The 21,790-nt window shown below is 65.0% G+C and carries 19 protein-coding genes, 1 other RNA gene and 2 pseudogenes; 10 read left to right on the forward strand and 12 right to left on the reverse strand.

The window, feature by feature from the left end:
• Window positions 1-211 (reverse strand): annotated as a pseudogene (locus WJW29_RS14775) (ISL3 family transposase); the annotation flags it as partial.
• Between the two features lie 247 nt (window positions 212-458).
• Window positions 459-1,508, reverse strand: coding sequence for a cation diffusion facilitator family transporter (locus tag WJW29_RS14780; protein ID WP_011408279.1), 1,050 nt, complete (start codon window positions 1,506-1,508; stop codon window positions 459-461).
• Window positions 1,509-1,622: 114 nt separating this feature from the next.
• On the opposite strand from WJW29_RS14780, the gene WJW29_RS14785 reads away from it, so the two are divergent.
• A complete protein-coding gene (locus WJW29_RS14785; protein WP_011408280.1) occupies window positions 1,623-1,958 on the forward strand; it encodes a zinc ribbon domain-containing protein YjdM in 336 nt (111 codons plus the stop codon).
• A gap of 288 nt (window positions 1,959-2,246) precedes the next feature.
• Here the strand turns inward: WJW29_RS14785 and WJW29_RS14790 are convergent, their stop codons facing one another.
• Window positions 2,247-3,020, reverse strand: a complete 774-nt coding sequence (locus tag WJW29_RS14790; protein WP_229002786.1) for a hypothetical protein — start codon at window positions 3,018-3,020, stop codon at window positions 2,247-2,249.
• A 407-nt stretch (window positions 3,021-3,427) separates the two neighbouring features.
• Window positions 3,428-4,546 carry an alkene reductase gene (locus WJW29_RS14795; RefSeq protein ID WP_011408282.1) on the reverse strand — a complete coding sequence of 373 codons (1,119 nt, stop codon included), beginning with the start codon at window positions 4,544-4,546 and terminating at the stop codon, window positions 3,428-3,430.
• Window positions 4,547-4,766: 220 nt separating this feature from the next.
• On the opposite strand from WJW29_RS14795, the gene WJW29_RS14800 reads away from it, so the two are divergent.
• The 7 genes from WJW29_RS14800 (at window position 4,767) to WJW29_RS14830 (ending at window position 10,480) form a co-directional block, all read left to right on the forward strand.
• On the forward strand, window positions 4,767-5,978 hold the full coding sequence (locus WJW29_RS14800) for an MFS transporter (RefSeq protein ID WP_011258642.1): 1,212 nt from the start codon (window positions 4,767-4,769) through the stop codon (window positions 5,976-5,978).
• A 562-nt stretch (window positions 5,979-6,540) separates the two neighbouring features.
• Window positions 6,541-6,996, forward strand: coding sequence for a PA2169 family four-helix-bundle protein (locus tag WJW29_RS14805; protein WP_011258643.1), 456 nt, complete (start codon window positions 6,541-6,543; stop codon window positions 6,994-6,996).
• Window positions 6,997-7,269: 273 nt separating this feature from the next.
• Window positions 7,270-7,872, forward strand: a complete 603-nt coding sequence (gene thpR / locus WJW29_RS14810) for an RNA 2',3'-cyclic phosphodiesterase (RefSeq protein WP_011408284.1) — start codon at window positions 7,270-7,272, stop codon at window positions 7,870-7,872.
• Between the two features lie 35 nt (window positions 7,873-7,907).
• Window positions 7,908-8,516, forward strand: a complete 609-nt coding sequence (locus WJW29_RS14815) for a hypothetical protein (RefSeq protein ID WP_011258645.1) — start codon at window positions 7,908-7,910, stop codon at window positions 8,514-8,516.
• 59 nt (window positions 8,517-8,575) lie between these two features.
• Window positions 8,576-8,770, forward strand: a complete 195-nt coding sequence (locus tag WJW29_RS14820; RefSeq protein ID WP_011258646.1) for an oxidoreductase-like domain-containing protein — start codon at window positions 8,576-8,578, stop codon at window positions 8,768-8,770.
• A 69-nt stretch (window positions 8,771-8,839) separates the two neighbouring features.
• Window positions 8,840-10,210 (forward strand): AcvB/VirJ family lysyl-phosphatidylglycerol hydrolase, encoded by a 1,371-nt coding sequence (locus WJW29_RS14825; RefSeq protein WP_011258647.1) that lies wholly within the window; start codon window positions 8,840-8,842, stop codon window positions 10,208-10,210.
• A gap of 193 nt (window positions 10,211-10,403) precedes the next feature.
• Window positions 10,404-10,480: non-coding RNA, sX9 sRNA (locus WJW29_RS14830), on the forward strand.
• A 353-nt stretch (window positions 10,481-10,833) separates the two neighbouring features.
• On the opposite strand, the gene mprF is transcribed toward WJW29_RS14830, so the two are convergent.
• On the reverse strand, window positions 10,834-13,398 hold the full coding sequence (mprF, locus tag WJW29_RS14835) for a bifunctional lysylphosphatidylglycerol flippase/synthetase MprF (RefSeq protein WP_011258648.1): 2,565 nt from the start codon (window positions 13,396-13,398) through the stop codon (window positions 10,834-10,836).
• 263 nt (window positions 13,399-13,661) lie between these two features.
• Here mprF and WJW29_RS14840 point away from each other — a divergent pair.
• Window positions 13,662-14,368, forward strand: a pseudogene (locus WJW29_RS14840) (DUF998 domain-containing protein).
• Window positions 14,369-14,378: 10 nt separating this feature from the next.
• Complete coding sequence (locus tag WJW29_RS14845; RefSeq protein WP_011408290.1) at window positions 14,379-14,726, forward strand: RidA family protein; 348 nt, start codon at window positions 14,379-14,381, stop codon at window positions 14,724-14,726.
• A 162-nt stretch (window positions 14,727-14,888) separates the two neighbouring features.
• On the opposite strand, the gene WJW29_RS14850 is transcribed toward WJW29_RS14845, so the two are convergent.
• Genes WJW29_RS14850 through WJW29_RS14880 form a run of 7 tightly spaced genes read right to left on the reverse strand, consistent with a single transcriptional unit; the run spans window position 14,889 to window position 21,719 of the window.
• Window positions 14,889-15,959: a cyclopropane-fatty-acyl-phospholipid synthase family protein gene (locus WJW29_RS14850; protein WP_011258652.1), complete on the reverse strand. Its 1,071-nt coding sequence runs from the start codon at window positions 15,957-15,959 to the stop codon at window positions 14,889-14,891.
• Window positions 15,960-15,976: 17 nt separating this feature from the next.
• Entirely contained in the window at window positions 15,977-16,759 is a 783-nt protein-coding gene (locus WJW29_RS14855) for a DUF1295 domain-containing protein (RefSeq protein ID WP_011258653.1), read from the reverse strand.
• Complete coding sequence (locus tag WJW29_RS14860; protein ID WP_011258654.1) at window positions 16,756-17,301, reverse strand: DUF2878 domain-containing protein; 546 nt, start codon at window positions 17,299-17,301, stop codon at window positions 16,756-16,758. Before WJW29_RS14860 ends, WJW29_RS14855 begins: the two co-directional genes overlap by 4 nt.
• On the reverse strand, window positions 17,298-18,593 hold the full coding sequence (locus tag WJW29_RS14865; RefSeq protein ID WP_011258655.1) for a cyclopropane-fatty-acyl-phospholipid synthase family protein: 1,296 nt from the start codon (window positions 18,591-18,593) through the stop codon (window positions 17,298-17,300). The genes WJW29_RS14860 and WJW29_RS14865 overlap by 4 nt, the downstream gene beginning before the upstream one ends.
• Window positions 18,590-19,474, reverse strand: a complete 885-nt coding sequence (locus WJW29_RS14870) for a DUF1365 domain-containing protein (RefSeq protein WP_011408295.1) — start codon at window positions 19,472-19,474, stop codon at window positions 18,590-18,592. The genes WJW29_RS14865 and WJW29_RS14870 overlap by 4 nt, the downstream gene beginning before the upstream one ends.
• Window positions 19,474-20,724 carry an FAD-dependent oxidoreductase gene (locus tag WJW29_RS14875; protein WP_027704227.1) on the reverse strand — a complete coding sequence of 417 codons (1,251 nt, stop codon included), beginning with the start codon at window positions 20,722-20,724 and terminating at the stop codon, window positions 19,474-19,476. Before WJW29_RS14875 ends, WJW29_RS14870 begins: the two co-directional genes overlap by 1 nt.
• Window positions 20,721-21,719: an acyl-CoA desaturase gene (locus tag WJW29_RS14880; RefSeq protein ID WP_011408297.1), complete on the reverse strand. Its 999-nt coding sequence runs from the start codon at window positions 21,717-21,719 to the stop codon at window positions 20,721-20,723. The genes WJW29_RS14875 and WJW29_RS14880 overlap by 4 nt, the downstream gene beginning before the upstream one ends.
• Window positions 21,720-21,790: the final 71 nt, after the last annotated feature.

Here is a 21,790-nt window from a genome sequence, read left to right on the forward strand (position 1 = left end):
ACTCGTGCTGGAAAAAGTTCAGGTGCCGGTAGGTCTTGACCACGGTGTCATGAACCGGATGCAGCCCCTTTTGGCCCGATACCTTGAACCTCGTGCCCGGCTTGAAGTCCACCGGCACCGTCAACACCTTGGTCGCTTCGTCGAACTCGACCGCGCCTACCGACCACGGCGCGCCGATCCCCAGCGCCGCTTCAAACACCTTGGCCGTCATCCCAATCCCCGCGTCAGTGGTAAACCAGCCGAAATCCTACCCACTCAAATTTTCAGAGAGCCCACAAACGCATCCATTATGTGGGCACTGCAGGCCACGAAGCAGTAGGCGGAATGTGGGCGCGGCTAGCGAATCGCAGCCATATCGACCACCCGCGGCAGCATGGCTGCCTGGCCACGCCGCGCCTGATGCGTGAAATAATGCGTGTGCATACGACACATGGCCGCCGCAGACGCCGTTGCGGCGTTCATTCCGTCTTCGCTCCGCTCTCGATCTGTGCACGTCGTGCACGCCATGTTTCCGGGGTTTGCGGCTTGATGAAAAGGGCGGTGAGTTCCGGGTGTTGTTGCGTGGCAGCTGCTTCGATCCGCCCGACGCAGGCTTCGATCTGCGGCGTGGTGCGGCTGTCTTCGAACTCGGCGCTCAAGGCGGCCACCACCTGGTTGGGGCCCATTTGCATGGTGAGCACGCCATTGGCAGCACACACGTCCGGATCGCTGGCGGCGATGCGCAGCAGCGAGTCGGTGAGGTGCGCATGCGCCGGTTCGCCGATCAGCAGACCCTTGGTTTCGCGCGCCAGCAAGAAGGCGGTAAATGCCAGCACACCGGCAATGCCGATCGAAGCGATGCCGTCGAGTTCGGGCATGTCCAACAACTGGGCACCGGCCACGCCCAGCAGCGCCATCAGCAAACCGATCAACGCAGCGCTGTCTTCCAGCAACACGGTGAAGGTGCTGGGGTCCTTGCTTTGACGAAACGCCTGGAAATAGCCCATGCGGCCCTTTCTGGAGCGAAATTCGCGTAACGCCACCACCCACGAGATGCCTTCGAACACGATCGACACGCCAAGCACGATGTAGGCGAGCAGATGGCTCTTGGCCGGCTCCGGGTTGCGCAGATGCACGATGCCTTCGTACAGCGACACGCCAGCACCCATCGCGAACACCAACAGCGCGACGATGAAGCTCCAGAAGTACAGCTCGCGCCCGTAGCCGAATGGATGGGTGGGTGTGAGCGGCTGCGCGGCGCGGCGCAAGCCGTACAACAGCAGCACTTCGTTGACGGTATCCACCAGCGAATGCACGCCTTCGCTGAGCATTGCCGAGCTGCCGGAAATGCCGGCGGCGATGAACTTGGCGACGGCAATGGCCAGATTGCCGGCCAGCGCCACGTAGACCACCAGATGCGAGCCTTTGGGCTTGCCCGGGCTCTCTCCGCTTGCGGCTGCGGCGGCATCTTGGGCATTACCGGAATCTGCGGTTGTTCGCGGGGGAGGGGGTGCTGGCTGATTGGACACGCGCGACCTGCGAGGCGTTCAACAAGCGGCGCACTATCGCGCTATCGCCGTGCCGGATGCGTGATCGCACGGCCGGGCGGCTACAATCCACGCCTGCTTCGATCAAGGTATTGCATGTCCACCGTCCCTGCGTGTCCGAAATGCGGCCTGGAGAACACCTATCTCGACGGTGCGCTGTCGATCTGCGCCGACTGCGGCTTCGAATGGAGTGCCGGTGCTGCCGCGGCAAACACGACGGTGGTGCGCGACAGCAACGGCAACGTGCTGCAGGCCGGCGATACGGTGACCGTGATCAAGGATCTCAAGGTCAAAGGCTCCTCGATTCCGCTCAAACAGGGCACGGTGATCCGCAATATCCGCCTGGTCGAAGACGATGCCGAGCACATCGAAGGCAACTCGGAAAAGATCAAGGGCCTGGTGTTGAAGACCTGTTTCCTGCGGAAGGCGTGATTGCGTCTGAGTATTGCGCTTGCCGTCAGGCAGGCGCAGTCGGTGCGCGGTACGGCATGTTTCACTCGTACGTTGCGCCCCCGGACGCTGTCCATGCTGCGCTGACGACTGCCTTATCCATACGGGTAGCTGCCTCAAGCGGCGATGCGCGATTTGCCAGTGTATGAGCGCGCATGCGCGCGATGCAGTCGTCTCGGTAACGCTGCATCCAGAATCGGCTCGCGGCCAACATGCGATGCCGCTCCGAAGGGCGCGCGCTCGCGGATGGAGCGCTGAAAGCCGGTTGCGCTAATCGCGCGGATACACTGCCGCCACCATGCAGCTCTGCCGCATGCGCGAGAACATGCCGCCGCGCACGCTGCTGAGATAGCCTTCCGCGCCAGCGCCCACACGTGCGCCGGCGATGCCGATTGCGTCGAGCACATCGACCTTGTCGCCCGGATTGCCGCAGATCGCATTCAAGCCCATCACGGACACGAAGCGGATGGGCGGGGCGCCGCTGAGTTCGCGGCAGCTGTCCATCAATTCGACCCGGTAATGACGGTGAGTGTCGGGATGACGTGGCGACACTTCCACCACCAGGCCCTGAGCGTCTTCGGACCAGGAGCGCAGCATGCTGGGGTTGAAACAGTCGCTGGAGGAGCCGGCGAAATTGTGGCGACGCGCCTCGCGCACGCTGATGCCGTCCAGCAGCGGCACGCCGTCGTGGTCGCGTGCTTTGAGTGTGGCGAGCTGATCGATCGCGCAACGCTGCTGACCGGTGTTGACAGACGCCTGTGCGCCGTTGCAGACCCAGCCGTTTGCAGCCACCAGGCTGGCATCCGGCTGCGCTGCCAGGTGCGGGCAGTCCTGCGACAACTGCAGGCGAAATAGCCGTCCATCGCGCTCGGCAACCGCCAGGGTACGTGCGCCGGCCCGATGCAATTCAGCAACCTGGCGTGCATCCAGGCAATCGGTACCGGGTGCCGCCGGACGCTGCGCCTGTGCCAATGCAGCAGGCACGCCATAGCCAACAATCGTGCTACCGAGCAGAACCGCAGCGAGCAGGCGCATCACGCACATCCTTGGCAACAAGGTTGCTGCAGCATCCGCCAGCGCTGAGGTGCTGGCAATCGCGACGGCAGCGCGCATGCATTGCGACGAACTGCATGTGGTGATGTGGTGCTTTGCGGTAAAGATCGAACGCGCAGTGGCGACGAGTGTCAGTCGCACATGGCAAGTCGCACAAGCGAAAGAGCCGGAAGCGCAACGTCAAAGATGCGATGCGGCATGCGCGATGCCAAGCGCATTCCACTTGGCGATCGCTGGGGAGGATGTCGTGGTGCCAGTTTGCAAGGCGTTGCGAGCGGCCTGCGTGCAACGCAAGCAACCGCGTATCCTGCAGCAGCAAGCAGTGCATCTGCCTTATCCCACAACGACCGCACCGTGCCAGTCAGGTGCGGTCGCGTGGTCAGCGGCTGATCAGGCGATTACTCCGGCAATGCGGGGTAGTCGGTGTATCCCTTGGCACCGCCGCCGTACATCGTTGCCTGGTCGAGTTCGGCCAGTGGTGCGTTCTCGCGCAGGCGGCGCACCAGATCCGGGTTGGCGATGAAAGGGCGCCCGTAGGCGATCGCATCGGCGTAGTCGCTGCTGATAGCGTGTTCGGACATGCCGCGGTCGTAGCCGTTGTTGGCGATCCAGGCGCCGTCGAACTTGGCGCGCAGCGCGGCGTAGTCGAAGGCGATGTTGTCGCGCGGGCCGCCGGTGGCGCCTTCGATCACGTGCACGAAGGCCAGCCCGCCGATCAGGTTCAGGCGCTCGACCGCACGCTCGAACAGCGGCTGCGGGTTGGAGTCGTGCGCGCCGTACACCGGGGTTACCGGCGACAAACGCACGCCGGTGCGCTCGGCAGCGATTTCATCGGCAATCGCCTGCACCACTTCGGCAAGCAGGCGGGTACGGTTTTCGATATCGCCACCGTAGGCGTCGGTGCGCTGGTTGGAGCTGTCGCGCAGGAACTGGTCGAGCAGGTAGCCGTTGGCCGCATGCACTTCGACACCGTCGAAGCCGGCATCGATGGCGTTGCGTGCCGCGATGCGATAGTCCTCGATCAAGCCGGGTATTTCGTCCAATGCCAGTGCGCGCGGCTCGGACACGTCCTCGAATCCGTTCTTGGTGAAGGTCTTGCCTTCTGCGCGGATGGCGCTGGGCGCAACCGGCACTTCGCCCGGCGGCAGCACGCTGGTATGCGAGACGCGGCCCACATGCCACAGCTGCAGCACGATCTTGCCGCCGCGGCGATGCACTTCGTCAGTGACGGCGCGCCAGCCCTGGATCTGTTCCTTGGTGTAGATGCCGGGCGTATCGAGGTAGCCCTGGCCCAGCGGACTGATCTGGGTGCCCTCGGCCACGATCAGGCCGGCGGTGGCGCGCTGGCCGTAATACTCAGCGGCCAGCGGCGAGGGCACCTGGCCGGCGATGGCGCGGTTGCGCGTCAGCGGGGCCATGACCACGCGGTTGGCAAGATCCAGTGCGCCCAGGCGCACCGGCGAGAACAACGGGGATTGAGTGGATTTGGACATCAGCAACCAGTCGAAAGTGATCACGCGCCAAGCGCGACGCCGCGCCGATCGCGGTGCCCCATAGCAATGGTGGCGGACTCGAGCAGATTCGAGCGATGCGGATAGGACACAGCGTCTCCATCCCGTTGAAGGCAATGTAACTGCGATGGCTGAGGCGTTGGTGCTGAACCGACTCCGGTGTCGCACTTTCCTGCTCTGTTGCATTGCACAATAATAGGCCGCCCCGCCATCACTGGAGTCGGGCATGACCGATACCGATCTTTCTTCGCCACGCGTGTCCCGGCGCGATTACGTGCTGATTCTGCTTGCGCTGGCGATGGGCGGCTTTGCGATCGGCATCAGCGAATTCTCCACCATGGGCCTGATGACGCAGATTGCGCAGGGCTTGCAGATCAGCGAGCCGCAGGTCGGCCACGTCATCAGCGCGTATGCCCTGGGCGTTGTGGTCGGTGCGCCCTTGCTGGCGATTCTGGGGGCGCGCTGGCCGCGGCGCACCTTGTTGCTGCTGTTGATGGTGTTCTATGCGCTGGGCAATGTGGCCAGCGCATTGGCACCGAGCTACTACACCATGCTGCTGTGCCGCTTTATCGCCGGGCTGCCGCATGGCGCGTACTTCGGCGTTGCGTCGCTGGTAGCCGCATCGATCAGCCCACCCAATCAACGTGCCACTGCAGTGGGGCGGGTCTTGTTGGGGTTGAGCGTCGCGTTGCTGGTGGGCAATCCGCTGGCGACCTGGCTGGGGCAAATCGTGAGCTGGCGCTGGGCCTATGCATCGGTCTCGGTGATTGCGCTGGGCACGGTCGCCGCTGTGGCGATTCTGCTGCCTCCGCAGCCCGACGAGCCGCGTCAGCAGCCGCTGCGCGAATTGCGTGCGTTCAATCAGCCGCAGGTGTGGCTGGCATTGGCGATCGGCGCGGTGGGTTTTTCCGGCATGTTCTGCGTCTTCAGTTACCTTGCGCCGACGTTGACTGCGGTGACCGGCGTGACCGCAGCGCGCATTCCGCTGGCGATGGTGGCGTTTGGTGTGGGCGGGGTGCTGGGAAGCATCCTGGGCGGTTGGTTGTTCGACCGCATGCAGTTCTGCGCGGTGCCGGTGTTGCTGGTGTGGTCGGTGATGGTGATGTTGACGTTTCCGCTGGCCGCGCAGTCAGACATATGGGTGTTCGTTTCCATCGTGGCGGTCGGCACCATGGGCGCCTTGGCGCCTGCCTTGCAGACACGTTTGATGGACGTGGCGGCAGAAGCGCAGACCCTGGCTGCAGCCTCCAACCATGCAGCATTCAATACGGCCAATGCATTGGGTCCATGGCTGGGTGGCATGGCGATCACGGCAGGCTGGGGCTGGACCTCCACCGGCTACGTTGGCGCGGCCACCGCGCTCGGCGGGTTGCTGGTCTACGCACTGGCGGTGTGGCAGGAGCGTCGCCAGCAGCGCTCGGTCTTGGCGAATTGCTGAGGCAGCGCATACCGATGTGGTGTGCGCATCTGGCGCGGCAGTGTGGCGCTAAGTGCCCGCAAATTCGCATCGCTGCGCGGTTGTATAGAAGATACGCGTGGTGCATCACCACAGCCATCTGACAGCCTGCCGGCGAGACTGCGCGCTCATTAAGCTGACCGAACAGTGCCATGACTGAATTCACTCCACCGCCGTGGAAGCGCCCCAATCCGAAAGGTAAGGCAAAGTCGACACCGTTGACCGACGCACAGAAAGCGGCTGCCAGACAGCGTGCTGAAGAAGCGGGTCGACCCTATCCGAATTCGGTCGACAACATGTGGGCCAGCCGTCAGCCGAAGGGATCTTGACCCGCTGTTGGCATGGATGAATGGCGTTCATCACCTGCAAGATGGCGTGAGGACGATGCCCCTATCGCTCACATATCGATTATGCAAGCGACGCGAGGATAAGGCCGTACACAACGCGACGGCAATGCGATCAACCCATCGATCGACTCACCTCCCGCCGCAAGCGCAGTCATTGCACAGCGCAGCGTCGGTCCATTCCAGCAAAGGAGCCGCACATGAGCATTCAGCGCAAAACCGAACATAGCCTCAACGACCTTATCGCCATCTCGCGCGACGGCAAGGACTTCTACGAAGAAGCCGCAGCCAAGGTGGGCGATGCAGAGCTTGCGACGCTGTTCCGTCGCATTGCCGGCGTCAAGTCCGACATCGTCAGCAGCCTGAGCAGTGTGGTCAGCGCCGCTGGCGGCACGCCGGAACAGCACGGCACCATGGTGGGCAGCATGCAGCAGTTCTACGGAAAGGTGCGCGCCACGCTGGGCGATACCAAGTACGGTTACGTGGCCGAGCTGGAGCAGTCGGAAGACCGCCTGCTGAAGGCGTTCGACGAGACCATCGCCGACAAGGACACACCGGCTGCCGCACGCGAAGCCGCGCTGCGCCTGCTGCCGGAGGTGCGTGCTTGCCATGACGTCATGCGTAACCGCAAGTACGCAATGAAGAGCGCCGCATAACCTGCGCGCTTGACCGAAGTGCATCGTCACCGATCCGATGCAGCTCCGGGGTAAAACGATAAAGGCGGAGACGGGCAGCGCAAGCTGCCCGTTTCTTTATTGTGTTGTGACAACGCGTAAGAACGCGGCCTAATGCAGCAACCGCAGTTCCACGCATGGCAACAGGTTCTACGTCGACGGCGCCCGCGCCGGCGTATTCGGCATATGGCGGGTCTGCTAGTATCCGCCGCTATTCTCAAGCAGGCCCGCGTTGCGTGGTCGTGGCATCCACCCATGAAGCAACAGTTCCTGTACCTATCGTCGGCCCAAGCGCAGTTGTCGCTTGGGCTTGGGGATGAGAAGACCACTGAACGCCTGTTTTTTGCGGTGATGGCCGATGCGCCCACGGCCGAGCAGGCGGCGCGGATTGCCGACAGCCTGCTGCAAGGCGGGCACGCGGAAGGCAAGCCACTTGCGCGCGAACGGCTGCATGTGACCTTGCATCATTTGGGCGATTACGCCGGTGGTTTGCCGCCATCGTTGGTAAGCCGCGCCACTCAGGCCGCGGCGCGCGTCGCAATGGATGCGTTCGCAGTGGAATTCGACCGCGTCGGCACCTTCGGTGGCAGGCGCTCGCAACTTCCCTGCGTGTTGCGTGGCGAAGAGCAGGTACGTGGGCTCTACGCGCTGCAAGGCGCATTGGGAACGCAGCTTGCGCATGTCGGTATTGCCGGCGATGCGCAGTACACGCCACACATGACGCTGCTGTACTGCAATCAAGCGGTGCCGCAACGACGCTGCGATGCGCTTGCCTGGACGGTGCGCGACTTTGCGCTGGTGCGCAGCTTTCTTGGCCAGTCGCGTTATCAGATCGAAGGCCGCTGGTCGCTGCGCTGATGTGCACAGCCGCGCGCACGCGGTAGCCTGCGCGCATGGACATCCCCACGCCCTTGCCGTTGCACGCCGATCACCTGGCCGCACTCGAACAGGCCTATGCCACACCGCCGCGCGCCTATCACCACTTCGGCCACGTGCGCGCTGTGCTGCAGCACTATGCGCAGGTCGCCGCGGGGCCAGGCTGGCGGCACCCGGCAGAGGCCTGGCTGGCGGTGCTGTTCCACGATGCGATCTATCGGCCCGGACGCAGCGATAACGAGGCGCAATCGGCACTGATGGCGGCCGAATGCATTCCACGCTGGTGGCCGCAGGCGCAGCTGGGTGTCGCGCGGGTAAAGGCGCTGATCCTGCTCACCGCCCGGCATGGACGACTGCAGCCGCAGGATGTGGATGAAGAAGCCGCGCTGTTCCTGGACTGCGACATGGCGATCCTGGCCGCGCCTGCGGCGGTGTTCGACGCCTACGATGCGGCCATCGCCGAGGAATATCGGGGGCACGTGCCCAGCCTGCTGTTCAAGCTCAATCGCCGCCGCTTCCTGGCCGGCGTGCTCCAGCAACCGCGCATCTTCCTGAGCGACTACTTCCATACCCAGCACGACGCTGCGGCGCGCGCCAATCTGCGCCGGCGGCTGGGCGCTGAGTGAATCCGTGCCGTCCGGGCGATGCGTCCGGATGAGGCCGATGCGCACGCTACAATGGCCGCATGCACGACAGCGCTGCTTCCAGCCCCGACCCACGCCCGATCGCCCCACAGCCGCCTGCGCCCAACGAATGCTGCGAGAGCGGCTGTCCGCTGTGCGTCCACGATCTGTATGCCGAGGAGCTCACGCGTTACCGCCAAGCCCTGGCAGCATGGGAAGCACGCCAGCCGGTTGTCAGCGGGCCAAAGGCGCAATGAGCGAAGTCCTGCACTTCGCGTTGCCGCCTAGAACGATTATCTTTGAACCACTTTTCCCGATGGTGCGACATGCGACGACTTGAAATGTGGAGCGCGCTCTGCGGCGCGGCGATGTTGACGCTGTCGGGCATGGCCGCCGCGCAGGCGCCGGAACCGCTCAGCCATGGCCGGTTCGAGCAGGTGCCGGTGCTGATGCCCAAGGGCGAGCCGCAACGGGTGGTGATCTGGCTGGCCGGTGCCGGCAATGCCGCCGGGCGCCAGGCCCAGGCGGAAAGCCTGCGGGCCGACGGTGCGATGGTTGCGGTGGTGGATACCGCGCACCTGTACGCGGTGCTGCGAAAGGCCGGCGGTACCTGCACGTTCTCGGTTGGCGATGTGGAAAACTTCTCACGCTACATGCAGGCCTTCTATCACATCCCCACCTACCGCCTGCCGCTGCTGGTGGGCGATGGCGAGGGCGCGGCGCTGGCCTACGCGATCGCTGCGCAATCCAGACCGCATGTGCTGGCCGGTGTGCTGACCGACGGGCTGTGCCCAGCCAACGTGTCCAACCAGGCGATCTGCCAACCGGGTGTCAGCCCGGGCACCAACACGCTGTTGCCGGTGCCGTTGCAGATTCCCTGGGTGCTTGCCGCCAGCCAGGACAAACACTGCCCCGCAGCTGCCGAAGAGGGTTTCCTCAAGCAGGTGCCGCAGGCGCGCACCTTCCGACGGTCTGCAAGAGGCGACATCCTGCCCGGCCTGCGCGCCGCGGCCCGCTCGCTGGGCGAGCAGAAAGGCGTGGCATTGCCGCCGCCGCCGGGCGGTCTGGCCGACCTGCCGGTGGTGGAACTGCCGGCCAAGCCTGACGGCGACAGCGACGACGACACCTTCGTGATCTTCGTCTCCGGCGATGGCGGTTGGGCCGGCCTTGACGAAGAAGTCGCCGACGCAATCGCGGCGCAAGGCATTCCGGTGGTCGGCCTGGATTCGCTGCGTTACTTCTGGACCGAGCGCACGCCGCAAGGTTTTGCCGACGACCTGGATCGCATTGCCCGCATCTATGCGCAGCGATGGGATCGTCGGCGCGTGGTGCTGATCGGCTTCTCGCAGGGCGCGGATGTGCTGCCGGCCGCCATCAACAAACTGCCCGCTGCGACCAAGCAGAACCTGCGCATGACGGCACTGTTGTCGGTCGGCAAGCTGGCCGACTACGAGTTCCACGTCAGCAACTGGCTGGGCTCGGACGACGAAGGTCTGCCGATCGCGCCGGAAGTACAGCGTTTGCCGGCGGGTACCACGGTGTGCATCTACGGCCAGGACGACGACGACGCGCTCTGCCAGAGCCTGCCTGCAAATGTGGCCAAGCGGGTCGCACTGCCAGGCGATCACCATTTCAAGGGCGACTACGCGACCGTGGCCAAGACCATCATGGACCAGATGCACGCGCTGTCGAAGTAAGGCGCGCAACGCCGGTTGTTCTGATGCGCGCGCCGACGTGTCGATGTCGGCGTCTCGACTCTGTACGTCGCTGCCGAGGGCGATATACAGAAGTCCGATCATTCAATCCCGATGCCGTTCTTTCAGCCTTAGAGCGGCTGACAAAACGACTGCGCTCACCGCCAGGCAGGCGCGGCCGGTACTCGGAATCGGCATGTGCCACGCGTCCACTGCGGTTCTGAGCGCGCCATCCGCGCCCACCTGACAGCTGCTCGCGACGTTTTGTCAGCCGCTCTTAGCTCTTCCTTCTAGCCGCCGACGATGGCATGCGTGCAAGCGCCCGCAGCGACATGATGCGGGCGCTCAGGATCTGCAGTTATCAGACCTAAGCGTTGGTCAGCGGGCGGTACCGCATCCGGTGTCGGAACGCGGGTGAATCCATCCATGGAAGCTCGCTGGCGGGATCCAGGCCGCCGCACGGTCCCGCCCTCGAATGCGGCACCGCGCTTTCACGATTCGCGACCGTTGCTTGGCAAGCCAGCATTTCAGCAACTGAGTGCGTCTGCGATTTCGACAGCCGCGTTGGTGAACAGCTACCCAGTGCCGCCAGCCCCGCAGGTCTGGCGCCAGCGTCCTGCCGGGCCTTACTCCTGCCGTCTCGGGTCCGCCGAGATCAGGCGGGTGACGTCCAGCAACGCGGCCGGCAGATGCATGCCGCCTGGGGCGACCAGATAGCGCGGGCGCCAGGTCGGATCGAACTTCGACTTGAAGCGGCGCAGACCACTGAAACCATAGAAACGCTCGCCGTGGCGCGCGACCAGGCTGGCGAAGCGGTTCCAGCGTCCGGCCAGGCGATGCTCGGCCAGGCCCGACAACGGCGCCATGCCCAGCGAGAACCGCGTATAGCCGTTGGCCTGGCCCCACAGGAACAGTTCGATGAACAGGAAATCCATGGTGCCCTTCGGTGCCTCTGCGCTGTGCCGCATCAAGTCCACCGACAGCTCGCCGCCGGCCGGCGCCCACCACACGTTGGCGAACGCCACGATCTGGCCTTCTGCTTCGGCCACCGCCACCGGGAAGCGCCGCAGGTAGTCCGCATCGAAGCTGCCCAGCGAAAAGCCTTTCTCTTCGCCGGACTTTTCTTCCATCCATTGGTCCGAGACCTCGGCCAGACGCGGCAACACCTCGTCCACCTGCTCGGGCTGCAGCATGCGGAAGCTCAGGCCGCCGCGCTTGCCGCGGTTCCAGGCCTGACGCAGGTCGGCGCGGTCGCGGCCTTCCAGGGTGAAGCCTTCCAGCGGCACGATCGCCTCTTCGCCCAGCTTGACCAGGGTCAGTCCCATGTCGAGATAGGTCTGCCAGTGCTTTTCGCCGACCTGGTAGAACACCGTGCGCAACCCCATTTGGTCGGCTTCTTCGCGGAAGCGCCAGATCAGCGCACGCGCCACCTCCGGGGAGCCGACGGGGTCGCCCATCGAGATCAGCGAGCCGCCGTAGCGTTGCATCATCACAAAGCCGCTGCTCTGCTCATCCAGGAGGAACGCTTTGTCGCCGGTCAGCGCCAGGCAGGCCTGAGTATCGGTGCTGGTGGCCAGAATCGGCGCCAGCGTCCGCAGTGTGGGTGCATCGGCTGCGGGCATCGGGCGGCGCCCGCCACGCAGCAGGCGCGCCATGCCGAACACGATCACGCCCACGCACAGGATCAGCGCGGCCCGTAACGCACGCGGCGCATTGGCCGAGGTGGCGAACTGCCACCACAGGTCGTTGCTGTATTCGACATGGCTGTAGACGAAGAACAGCAGCCAGAAAGTGGCCACCAGCACCAGGCCCAGGTTGCTCAGCCAGCGCCACGACCAGGCTTCGTCCAGCAGCGCGCCCTGTCGATAGAACTCGCGCCGCGCTGCCCATAGCGCAACCGCCGCCAGTGCCGCCGACAGCGACACCGAGATATGGCTGCCGCGCAGCAGTGCGAACGGCGGCACCAGCAAGCACACGCCCAAGGCCAGCATCCAGGCCGAATGGCTGCGGCGCTGCAGGCCCTGGCCGATCAGCAGCAGCATCATGCCGCCCAGGCTGACCAGCAGATGCGAGGTTTCGATCAGCGGCAATGGCGCCACTTCCTGGCGCGCGGCCGGCGTCGGCAGGGTGCCGTCGATCACCAGCGCCGCTCCTACCGCGAACACCGCCAGCGCCAGAATCTGCGGCAGCCATGGACGCAAGGCCTTCCACACACTGCGCGCGGTACTGGCGCCGACGCGTACCGGCACGCGCAGCCCGGAGGCCGCCGCCATCGCCACCGAGATCAGCAACGGCACGATGTAATACGTCACCCGGTAGACCAGCGCCGCCGCCAGCACTGCAGCCGGGGTGACATGCGGCAGCAGTTCGAGCAGGCTCCACTCGAACACGCCGAGGCCGGCCGGCACGGTAGAGATCAGCCCGGCCACCACGGCCACCAGCCAGATGCCGATGAAGCCGAAGTAGCCGGTGCCCGAATCCGGCGGCAGCAGCACATAGAATGCGGCTGCGGCCAGGCCCAGTTCGACCACGCTGAGCGCGGTGACGCCCAGCACGGTGGTGCGGTCCGGTAACCAGAACCGATGGCTGCGGATGCCGAACTCGCGGCCCTGTCGACCGACCAGCATCAGCATGGCGACATAACCGACCAGCAGGGCGATGCCGGCGATGCGGATGGCTTGCGCAGTAATTGGCAAGGCGCGCGCAGCGGCTTCCGGTTCCAGCATCAAGGCCAGGCCGAGCAGCACCCAGGCCCCGAAAATGAAGCCAAGCGTGCTCATCAGCACTACCTGGCCGATCTCGGCCAGGGTCAGGCCCACGCTGCCATAACCGCGCAGACGCACGGCGCCGCCGGTGAGTGCGGCAAAACCCAAGGTCTGCCCGACCGCATGCGCCATGAAGGCGGTAATGCCCACCCGCGCCGGATGCAGCTGCTTGCCGGTGCGCTTGAGCCCCACCCAGTCGAAGCCCACCAGGCACACATAGCTGCTCAAGCCGAGCAACAGCGTCAGCGTGATCTGCCCGGCACCCAGCGCACGGAAGGCATGCCGGATCTGGCGGTAGCCGTGGTCGGTGAACTGCGAAGACAGCGCATGCAGGGCCATCGCCAGAATCGCCAGGCTGACGATCACCGGCAGGGCGCGGCGCCAACCGCTGGCGGAGGTTTCGGAAGAGGCGGGGGTATCCGTCATGAGGGCAACGGGATCTGCTGAAAGGGAAGGAGGGTGCATGCACGAGGCGTGCCGCGCGCGCATCGGCAGTGCATGGGCCGGTCGGGTCGAAGGTACATGCAGCGTGGTTGCGAAAGTGCCGACATCCAGTGAACGCGTGGTTCGATCCTACCGACATAGTGCCTGTGCGGGCCGGCCGCGCGCATCATAGGGCAAAGCCGCACCCACGTGCCGCACGGACACGACAGGACCGCCATGACAGTTGGAGCGCAGGCAGGCTGCTGATGCGCAATCCCCCCGATTGCCCGAGGTCTGCGTCCCTGGCGCAGACGCTGCCGCCGCGCTGGAGCGGCCACGCCGGCAGCATCGCCGCCATGGCCGGCCTGGCCTTCATCGGGCTGGTGCTGGCGCTGCAATGGCTGCGCAGCGACCTGTGCTGGGTGGATGCGAACTGAGCGCCTATCTGCACGGCTCGCAGGGTGTGTTCTTGCGCACCGCCTACTGCCTGTTGGCCGCCACGATGGCATGGCTGGCGCCTGGCCTGTATGCAGCATGGGCGCCGGCCGCGCGCAGCCGCACCGTGCCGGGTCTGTTCTGGATGGTGGGGGTGGGCGTGTGCATGATGTCGACCGGCGACAGCTGGATGCCCGAACTGGCGCCAGAGGCGGCCAAGCTGGTGCACGTGCTGTCGGCGGACATGACGTTTCTGTGCGTGATTGCGGCGGTGTTGCTGCAATCGTGGTATTTCCGCCGCGATCCGCTGTGGCGCGCGCACTTTCCCGCGGCCTTCCTGCTGGGCTGGGCCGCGTTTGCGGCGTTGCTGTTCCATGTCACCGTGACCAGCGCGCCCTTGGGCATCAGCCAGAAGATCGCCATCGTGCTGATCGTGGTCTGGATGGCACGGGCGGGCACCGTGTTGGCGCGCTGCGTGCGCAACGGGGCTGCATGCGTGCCGCATTCGCGGGACAATGCGGGCGTCAATCAACCGTAGGAAGTCAGAAATGGTGCAGCGATTCGATGCGGGTCCGCGGATGTCCGAAATGACCGTCCATGCTGGCGTGTGCTATCTGGCCGGCCAGATTGCCGATGACACCAGCCAAGACATCACCGGTCAGACCCGCCAGGTGCTGGGCGAGATCGACAAGCTGCTGGCGCTGGCGGCCAGCGACAAGACCAAGATTCTGCGGGCAGAAATCTTTCTCGCCGACATCGCCGATTTCGATGGCATGAACAAGGCCTGGGACGCGTGGGTGCCGCACGGCTTCACGCCTGCCCGCGCCACCGTCGAAGCCACGTTGGCGCGACCGGAGTGGAAGGTGGAAATCGTTGTCACCGCTGCGGCGGGCTGATCGCACTACCGAGAAAGCGATCAGCATGCGGTGCGCGCGATTGCACGCACCGGCATCATGGCGACCGAGTGACTGCTGCGCAGCTGTCACGGCTGGCGCATGCACGTGTGTTGCCCGGGTAGCCGCCAGTCGTCTTTGCAACGAATGCTGTCGGCGGTGCGGTCAGCGTTTGACGAAACGGTAATGCGCCACGCCCCACTCGCGGCCTTTGTCGTAGCCGAACAGTTCCGCGCAGGCCAGCCAGAACATGCGCCAGCGCTGCCACCACCGCTGTGCGTCGTCGCCGTAGGTCTGCTTCAACAACGGCATGATCTGATCGCGGTGGCGGTCCTGGTTTTCCAGCCAGGCGTTGGCGGTTTTTTCGTAATGTTCGCCCGACAGCACCCAGCGTTGTTCGATCACCACGTCCTGCTGGAAATGCAGCAAGGTATCGGCCGCCGGCATCAGCCCGCCGGTGAAGAAATGCCGGCCCATCCAGTTGTCTTCGCCGGCCACTTCGAACGGGTAAGCCAGGTCGCGGTGGCAAAAAATGTGCACGAACAACTTGCCGCCCGGCGCCATCCAGTTGCCGACGCGTGCGAGCAACTCGCGGTAATTGCGCATGTGCTCGAACATCTCCACCGACACCACGCGATCGAAGCTGCCCGGCGGCAATGCCAGCGCGTTGACGTCGGCAGTGATCACCTGCACGTTGCTCAGCCCACGCACGCGGCACTGCTCCAGGATGTGCGCGCGCTGCGGGCGTGAGTTGGAGACCGCCGTGATGCTGGCACCCGGATGGCGCTCGGCCATCCACAGGGTCAGCGAGCCCCAGCCGCAGCCCAGCTCCAGAATGCGCTGGCCATCGGCCAGTTCGGCGCGCTCGCCGTACAGCGCCAGCATGCGTTCTTCGGCGGCATCCAGATTCGGCGTGCTGGCGTCCCAATAGCAACTGCTGTACTTGAGCCGGCGGCCCAGGCACAGGGTGAAGAACTGCGGCGGCAATTCGTAATGCTGGCGATTGGCCGCATCGGTTTCGATCGCGATCGCGCTGACGCGCAGGCTGTCGATGAAGGCGCGCTGGCGTTCGCCGTTGGCATCGGCATCGTTGCCGCGCTCATCGCGCAGGCGTTGCGCGCACAGGCGGCGGATGCCGTAGCGCAATGCGGCGTCGGGCAACACACCGGATTCGGCGAGCCGGGTGACGAAGGCTTCTTCAGGCTGCGTGGAGGGCGGGACGGTAACGGTGGACATGCAACTCTCCAGGCAACTCAGGACGAAGGGGGAAGCGGAAAGAACGCGCTGGTGCTGCGCTGGTAGCGGGCGTAATCCTCGCCACGCGAGCGCAGCGCCTGCTGCTCGGTGTAGGGGATGCCAGTGAAGCGATACAGAAACACGAACATCACCACCGGGCCAAGCGCGCACAGCGCCACCGGCCACGGGCCAGCACCCACGGCCAGCGCCAGGTAGGCAAACCAGTGCACGAACTCAAAAAAGTAATTGGGGTGGCGCGAGTACCGCCATAGACCGGTGCGGCAGGTCTTGCCGCCATTGGCAGGGTTGGCCTTATGCGCCGACAACTGCCGGTCGGCCAATGCCTCGCCACCGACCGCGATCAACCACACCGCAATGGCAATGCTGGTCCACACGCTCCAGCCGGTGCGCGGGTTGCTGGCAGCGGCCAGAAACGGCACCGCGAACAGCACCACCATCATCGCCTGGGCCAGGAAGAACCCGAGGAATTTGCGCTGGCTGCCATTCCAATGCGCGCGTAGCGCGCGGTAACGGCCATCTTCGTGCGGGTCGCCGAACACGCGTACGCCCAGATGCAGCGCCAGCCGCGCCCCCCACACACCGCCAAGCACCGCCACCAGCACCCGCGGCAGCACGGCGCCCTCGGACATCCATGCGCAATACGGCGCCGCCAGCGCCAGGCAGCCCGCCCACAACACATCGACCGGGCCGGCGTTGCCGCTGCGGCGTTGCCATCGCCAGCCGATCACCATCACCACGCTTGCGAACACGCCCACATGCAGCAGCGGCCAGGCATTCATTGCAGTTCTCCGGTGATGTGCTCAGGCAATGGTCGCGCCAGCCGGCGTGCATACAGCGACAACACACCGCAGGCCACGCCCCAGCCGATGCCCACGGCTAGCACGGCATGCAGGTAGGGCGATTGAAATTCCACTGCGTGCCAGCTGCGTTCCGCCAGCCAATACGAAAACGGCCCGAAGATGGTGCCGAGCAACACCGCCAGCCACGGCCGCTGCATCACCGCGGCCAGCGAATGATTGAGGGTGAGCGCAAATCCCAGCCACAACGCCAGGATCCATGGCGGTGCCAGCAGGCTGCCTGACCACGGCGCGGCGTAGCGCACCCAATTGGCGGCGGCAAGCGTGGTGTCCAGCAGCAATCCCAGCGACAACGCCGCGATCATCAATTGCACATCGCCCGGCGCCCGGCGCGATGGCCACAGCTGGTACAGCGCGAACACGGCCAGCGCCAGCAGCGTTGGCCAAGTGCGTGCATGCGCGGCAGCGCTGACCGCCACCAGCCACAGCACCTGCAGGCCGAGGTAGTTGCCGAGCTGCTTCATGCGTCGGCGGCAAGGCCGGGCACGAACTGCGGCGGGCGTGCGCCGGGCTTGCTCAGCCACAGATGCACATCGCCGATCGAGCGTTCCAAGAAACCGGCTTCGCAATAGGCCAGATAGAACTCCCACATGCGGATGAAGCGCTCGTCGTAGCCCAGCGCACGCACCTGCGGCAATTGCGCCATGAAGCGCTTGCGCCACGCGCGCAAGGTCAGCGCATAGCTCGGGCCGATGTCTTCCAGATTGAACAGGCGCAAATCGCTGGCGCGCGCGACCGCCCCGGTCATAGCCGCCACCGAAGGAATGAAGCTGCCCGGGAAAATATGCCGCTTGATGAAATCCACCGAGTGCAGCGCCTGTTTGTAGCGGTGATCTTCGATGGTGATGGCCTGGATCAGCGCCTCGCCATCGTCGGCCAGCAGGCTGCCGACCTTGGCGAAATACGTGTCCAGATACTGATGGCCAATCGCTTCGATCATCTCGATCGACACCACGCGGTCGAAGCGGCCTTCCAGATCGCGATAGTCACGCAACAACACCGTCACCCAATCGCTCAAGCCGGCTGCGGCGATGCGTTGCGTGGCCAGATCGAACTGTTCGCGTGAAATGGTGGTGGTGGTGACGCGGCAGCCATGCGTGCGTGCGGCATACAGCGCAAATCCGCCCCAGCCGGTGCCGATCTCCACGACATGATGCTGCGGGCCCAGGCGCAATTTCCGGCAGATGCGTTCGAGCTTGCGGGTGGCTGCACGCTCCAGTGCTGCTTCGCCTTGCGCTTCTTCGCCATCGACGAATATCGCCGACGAGTACATCAGGTTTTCATCCAGAAATAGCTTGAACAGCGGGTTGCCCAGATCGTAGTGCGCAGCGATATTGCGCCGGCTGCCGCTGCGGGTATTGCGCGCAAACGCGTGCAGGCTGCGCATGGCCCAGCCGCCCAGGCGTGCGGTACCGGTCTCCATCGCGTCCAATCGCTCGCGGTTGCGCAGCAGCAGCCGCATCAACGCCACCAGGTCGTCGCACTGCCACTGCCCATCCATATACGACTCGCCCGCACCGACGCTGCCGTTGAGCGCAGCCTGGCGATAAAAACCGGGATCGATCACGCGCAATTGCGTCTGCAAGGACTCCGCGCCAGTCGCCGTGCCCAGCGTGGTGACCGTGCCGCCTTCATGCAACTGCAGCTGCCCGTCGCGCAATTGCCCAAGCGTGGCCAGCAGGCGCTTGCGCAGCAGACGGTCTGACCAGGAAGCCGCGCGTGGCTCAGCGTGATCGGGCAGGGACGTGGCGTTCATCGGGGTTCTCGCACAGGCGGGTGAGGGTGGTCGTGGACAGGGTTGCCGCGCAGCCACAGGCGCAAGGCTTGCCAGTGAATGGCGATCACCACCCAGACCGTCATCAACGGATAAGCCAGCAAGGTGCGCGCCAGAGTGCGCCCGGTGATCGGTTGACGTTGCAGCACCAAGGTGGCGTCGAAGCGGCGCGTGCCGCGGTTGTCGATGGCGCCGCCGGCATCGTCGCCGATGGCATCCAGTACATCCATATGCACGCGCAACTGCGCATCCGGCACGCTGAAGCGCCAGTCGTAGCGGTGCTGCATGCCCATGAACGGCGAAACGTGGAAGCGCTTGTCGAAGCGCCACGCATGCACATCGCGATGCGTGCGCGCCTGCGCTACCGGCAGCACATAGGTATGACGCTGCTGCCAGGGCGTGTTGGTGATTTCGGCCACGATCCAGCGCAGGGCGTCGTGGCGATCGAAGCAGTAGTAGAAGCTGACCGGGTTGAACACGTGGCCGAAATAGCGCAAGTGCGTCAGCAGCCGAATCGCGCCTTCGGGGCGCTCGCCGGTGTGTGCCTGCACGCAGTCGCGTACCGCCTGGTCCAGTGGCATATTCGCATCGCCCAGATAATCGCTGCGCCGGAACTGCGCCAGGTTGGCGCGCCCCACCGACCATAACCAGCGCCGCGCAAACACCTGGTCCAGTTCGGACAGATCCACATACATCAGGAACAGGCGATAGCGGAATTGCAGTGCTCTGGGCATGAAGCGGCGATGCCGCACCCAGCCGGTGTAGATCGCGCTGCGCAATGGACCCGCCACGCAACCGGCGCCGCTGCCCTCTGCGGGGGGCAAGGGTGCCGCGTCGGTGTGGGCTTCGCGCAGCAGCTGCATCACCACCGCACTCCCAGGCCCTGCGCGACATCCACGCCGCTGCGCAGGCCGTCTTCGTGGAAACCGAAGCCCCATGCCGCGCCGGCAAACCAGGTGTTCTGCACGCCCTGAATCTCCGCCTTGCGCGTCTGCGCTGCCAGTGCGGCTGCGTTCTGCACCGGGTGGCGATAGCGCATGCGCCGCAGCACCTTGCTCGGGTCGATCGCGTCATTGCGATTGAGGCTGACGATGAACTGTTGCGGGGAGCTGATCGACTGCAGCGCATTCATCCAATAGCTCACCGTGCAGGCGGCATTCGGGTCGGCCGGCACGTGCGCATTCCATGCCGCCCAGGCGCGCCGGTCGCGCGGCAGCACGCTGGCATCGGTGTGCAGCACGGTGTCGTTGTCCTGGTAGGTGATGCCGCCCAGGATCTGCTGCTCGGCTGGCGTGGCATCGCTGAGCAAGGCCAGCGCATCATCGGCATGACAGGCCAGCACCACGTGGTTGAAATGTTCCTCGCAACGTGAGGCATTCACCACCACGCCATTGGGCGTGCGTCGGATCGCCCGGACCGGCGTGGACAAGCGTTCGATCACCTGCCAGCGCCGACGCAATGCACGCACATAGCTGTTGGAGCCGCCACGTACCACCTGCCACTGCGGACGCCCGCTGAGTTGCAGCATGTGGTGATTGGCCATGAAGCCGATCAGTTGGCCCATGGGAAATTCGAGAATGGTCTGCGAGGGCGAAGACCACAGCGCCGATGCCATCGGCACCAAGTGCTGGTCGCGAAATGCATCCGAATAGCCGTGCCGCTGCAGATACGCGCCCAGCGTGCTGAAACGCTCGTCGCTGTGCAGCACCGCCGGTGCCTGGCGATAGAAACGGCGTAGGTCCGCCAGCATGCGCCAGAAGCGTGGGCTGAGCAGATTGCGGCGCTGGCAGAACAACCCGCCGAGGCTGCCGGCGTTATATTCAAGCCCGCTGCGCGCATCGTGTACCGAAAAGCTCATCGTGGTCGGCTGCGCGGCCACGTCCAGCTCGGCGAACATGCGTGTGAGCAGCGGGTAATGCTGCGGATTGAACACGATGAAGCCGCTGTCCACTGCATAACGCTGACCTTCCAACTGGATGTCGTGCGTGTGCGTATGCCCGCCCAGATAATCGGCGGCCTCGAACAAGGTCACTTCGTAGCGCCGCGACAACAGCCACGCCGCGCCGAGGCCGGCAATGCCGCTGCCGACCACGGCAATCCTGCCCTCGCTCATTGCCTCACCCGTTCGGCCCGCTGAGTGAGCCGCTTCGGCATCGGCTTGAGGTCCCACACCAGCCCCACCCACGACATCGCGGTAAGCCCGTACCAGGTCACATCGTATTCCCACCACCGCAAGCCCTGGCGCACGGAGCCGGGGAAGAAGTGGTGGTTGTTGTGCCAGCCTTCGCCAAAGGTAAGCAATGCCAGCAGCCAGTTGTTGCGGCTATCGTCGCGCGTGTCGAAACGCTGGCTGCCGAAGCGATGCGCCAGGGAGTTGATGGTGAAGGTGGCATGGAACAGCGCCACGGTGGAGATCGCAAAGCCCCACGCCAGCAATTGCGCACCGTTGGTCTTCAGCGCGGGCGCCGCAACCGCCAGCCAGTCGCCGAGCAGGTAGAGGCCGAGCGCCAGCAGCGCCGGCATCACGATGTCGAAGCGGTCCAGAAAGCGCAGTTCGGCAAAGCGGCGCAGGTCGGGAATCACGTCCCAATCGGTGCGGAAATTGCGTGGGGTCAGGAACCAGCCGGTGTGGCTCCACCAGAAGCCGTGCTGCGCCGGCGAATGCGGGTCGCGGCCGGTATCGGTATGCCGATGATGGTTGCGATGATGCGCCGCCCACCACAGCGGCCCGCGCTGCACGCAGGTGGCACCGATGGCGGCGAAGACGAATTGCAGCACCCGTGAGGTCTTGAACGCACGGTGCGAGAAGTAGCGGTGATAAAACCCGGTGAGCGTGAACATGCGCAATGCGTACAGCGCCACCGCCATGCCCACCGCAAACCACGACGCGCCTACCCAGAACACCGCCAAGCAAGCCAGATGCAGTGCAATGAAGGGCAGTGCACGCAGCCAGTCGATGCGATCGGCGCGGGCTTCGTCCAGGGGCTCGTCGGTCTGCGAATCCACCCAGCGACGCAGGCTGCCGATGCGCGCGGCCAACCCGCTACGCGGTGGCGTGGGTGTGGGCTGCGGTGCTGCGGCGTGAGGGTCCAAGCCAGTACTCGACACGCGTGATTCTCCATAGGTAATCGTGACCCGATACGGATGCTGCCGGCAAACAGATGCACCGGGCCGCTTGA

Source organism: Xanthomonas sp. JL1, from assembly GCF_038405005.1.

What these genes read in the sequence shown, in the direction of transcription:
- WJW29_RS14825 (WP_011258647.1), top strand. Translation starts at nt 8,840, where the DNA reads ATGCGACGACTTGAAATGTGGAGCGCGCTCTGCGGCGCGGCGATGTTG.
- thpR (WP_011408284.1), top strand. Translation starts at nt 7,270, where the DNA reads ATGAAGCAACAGTTCCTGTACCTATCGTCGGCCCAAGCGCAGTTGTCG.
- WJW29_RS14785 (WP_011408280.1), top strand. Translation starts at nt 1,623, where the DNA reads ATGTCCACCGTCCCTGCGTGTCCGAAATGCGGCCTGGAGAACACCTAT.
- WJW29_RS14805 (WP_011258643.1), top strand. Translation starts at nt 6,541, where the DNA reads ATGAGCATTCAGCGCAAAACCGAACATAGCCTCAACGACCTTATCGCC.
- WJW29_RS14860 (WP_011258654.1), bottom strand. Translation starts at nt 17,301, where the DNA reads ATGAAGCAGCTCGGCAACTACCTCGGCCTGCAGGTGCTGTGGCTGGTG.
- WJW29_RS14790 (WP_229002786.1), bottom strand. Translation starts at nt 3,020, where the DNA reads ATGTGCGTGATGCGCCTGCTCGCTGCGGTTCTGCTCGGTAGCACGATT.
- WJW29_RS14850 (WP_011258652.1), bottom strand. Translation starts at nt 15,959, where the DNA reads ATGTCCACCGTTACCGTCCCGCCCTCCACGCAGCCTGAAGAAGCCTTC.
- WJW29_RS14855 (WP_011258653.1), bottom strand. Translation starts at nt 16,759, where the DNA reads ATGAATGCCTGGCCGCTGCTGCATGTGGGCGTGTTCGCAAGCGTGGTG.
- WJW29_RS14870 (WP_011408295.1), bottom strand. Translation starts at nt 19,474, where the DNA reads ATGCAGCTGCTGCGCGAAGCCCACACCGACGCGGCACCCTTGCCCCCC.
- WJW29_RS14820 (WP_011258646.1), top strand. Translation starts at nt 8,576, where the DNA reads ATGCACGACAGCGCTGCTTCCAGCCCCGACCCACGCCCGATCGCCCCA.
- WJW29_RS14815 (WP_011258645.1), top strand. Translation starts at nt 7,908, where the DNA reads ATGGACATCCCCACGCCCTTGCCGTTGCACGCCGATCACCTGGCCGCA.
- WJW29_RS14875 (WP_027704227.1), bottom strand. Translation starts at nt 20,724, where the DNA reads ATGAGCGAGGGCAGGATTGCCGTGGTCGGCAGCGGCATTGCCGGCCTC.
- mprF (WP_011258648.1), bottom strand. Translation starts at nt 13,398, where the DNA reads ATGACGGATACCCCCGCCTCTTCCGAAACCTCCGCCAGCGGTTGGCGC.
- WJW29_RS14865 (WP_011258655.1), bottom strand. Translation starts at nt 18,593, where the DNA reads ATGAACGCCACGTCCCTGCCCGATCACGCTGAGCCACGCGCGGCTTCC.
- WJW29_RS14845 (WP_011408290.1), top strand. Translation starts at nt 14,379, where the DNA reads ATGGTGCAGCGATTCGATGCGGGTCCGCGGATGTCCGAAATGACCGTC.
- WJW29_RS14800 (WP_011258642.1), top strand. Translation starts at nt 4,767, where the DNA reads ATGACCGATACCGATCTTTCTTCGCCACGCGTGTCCCGGCGCGATTAC.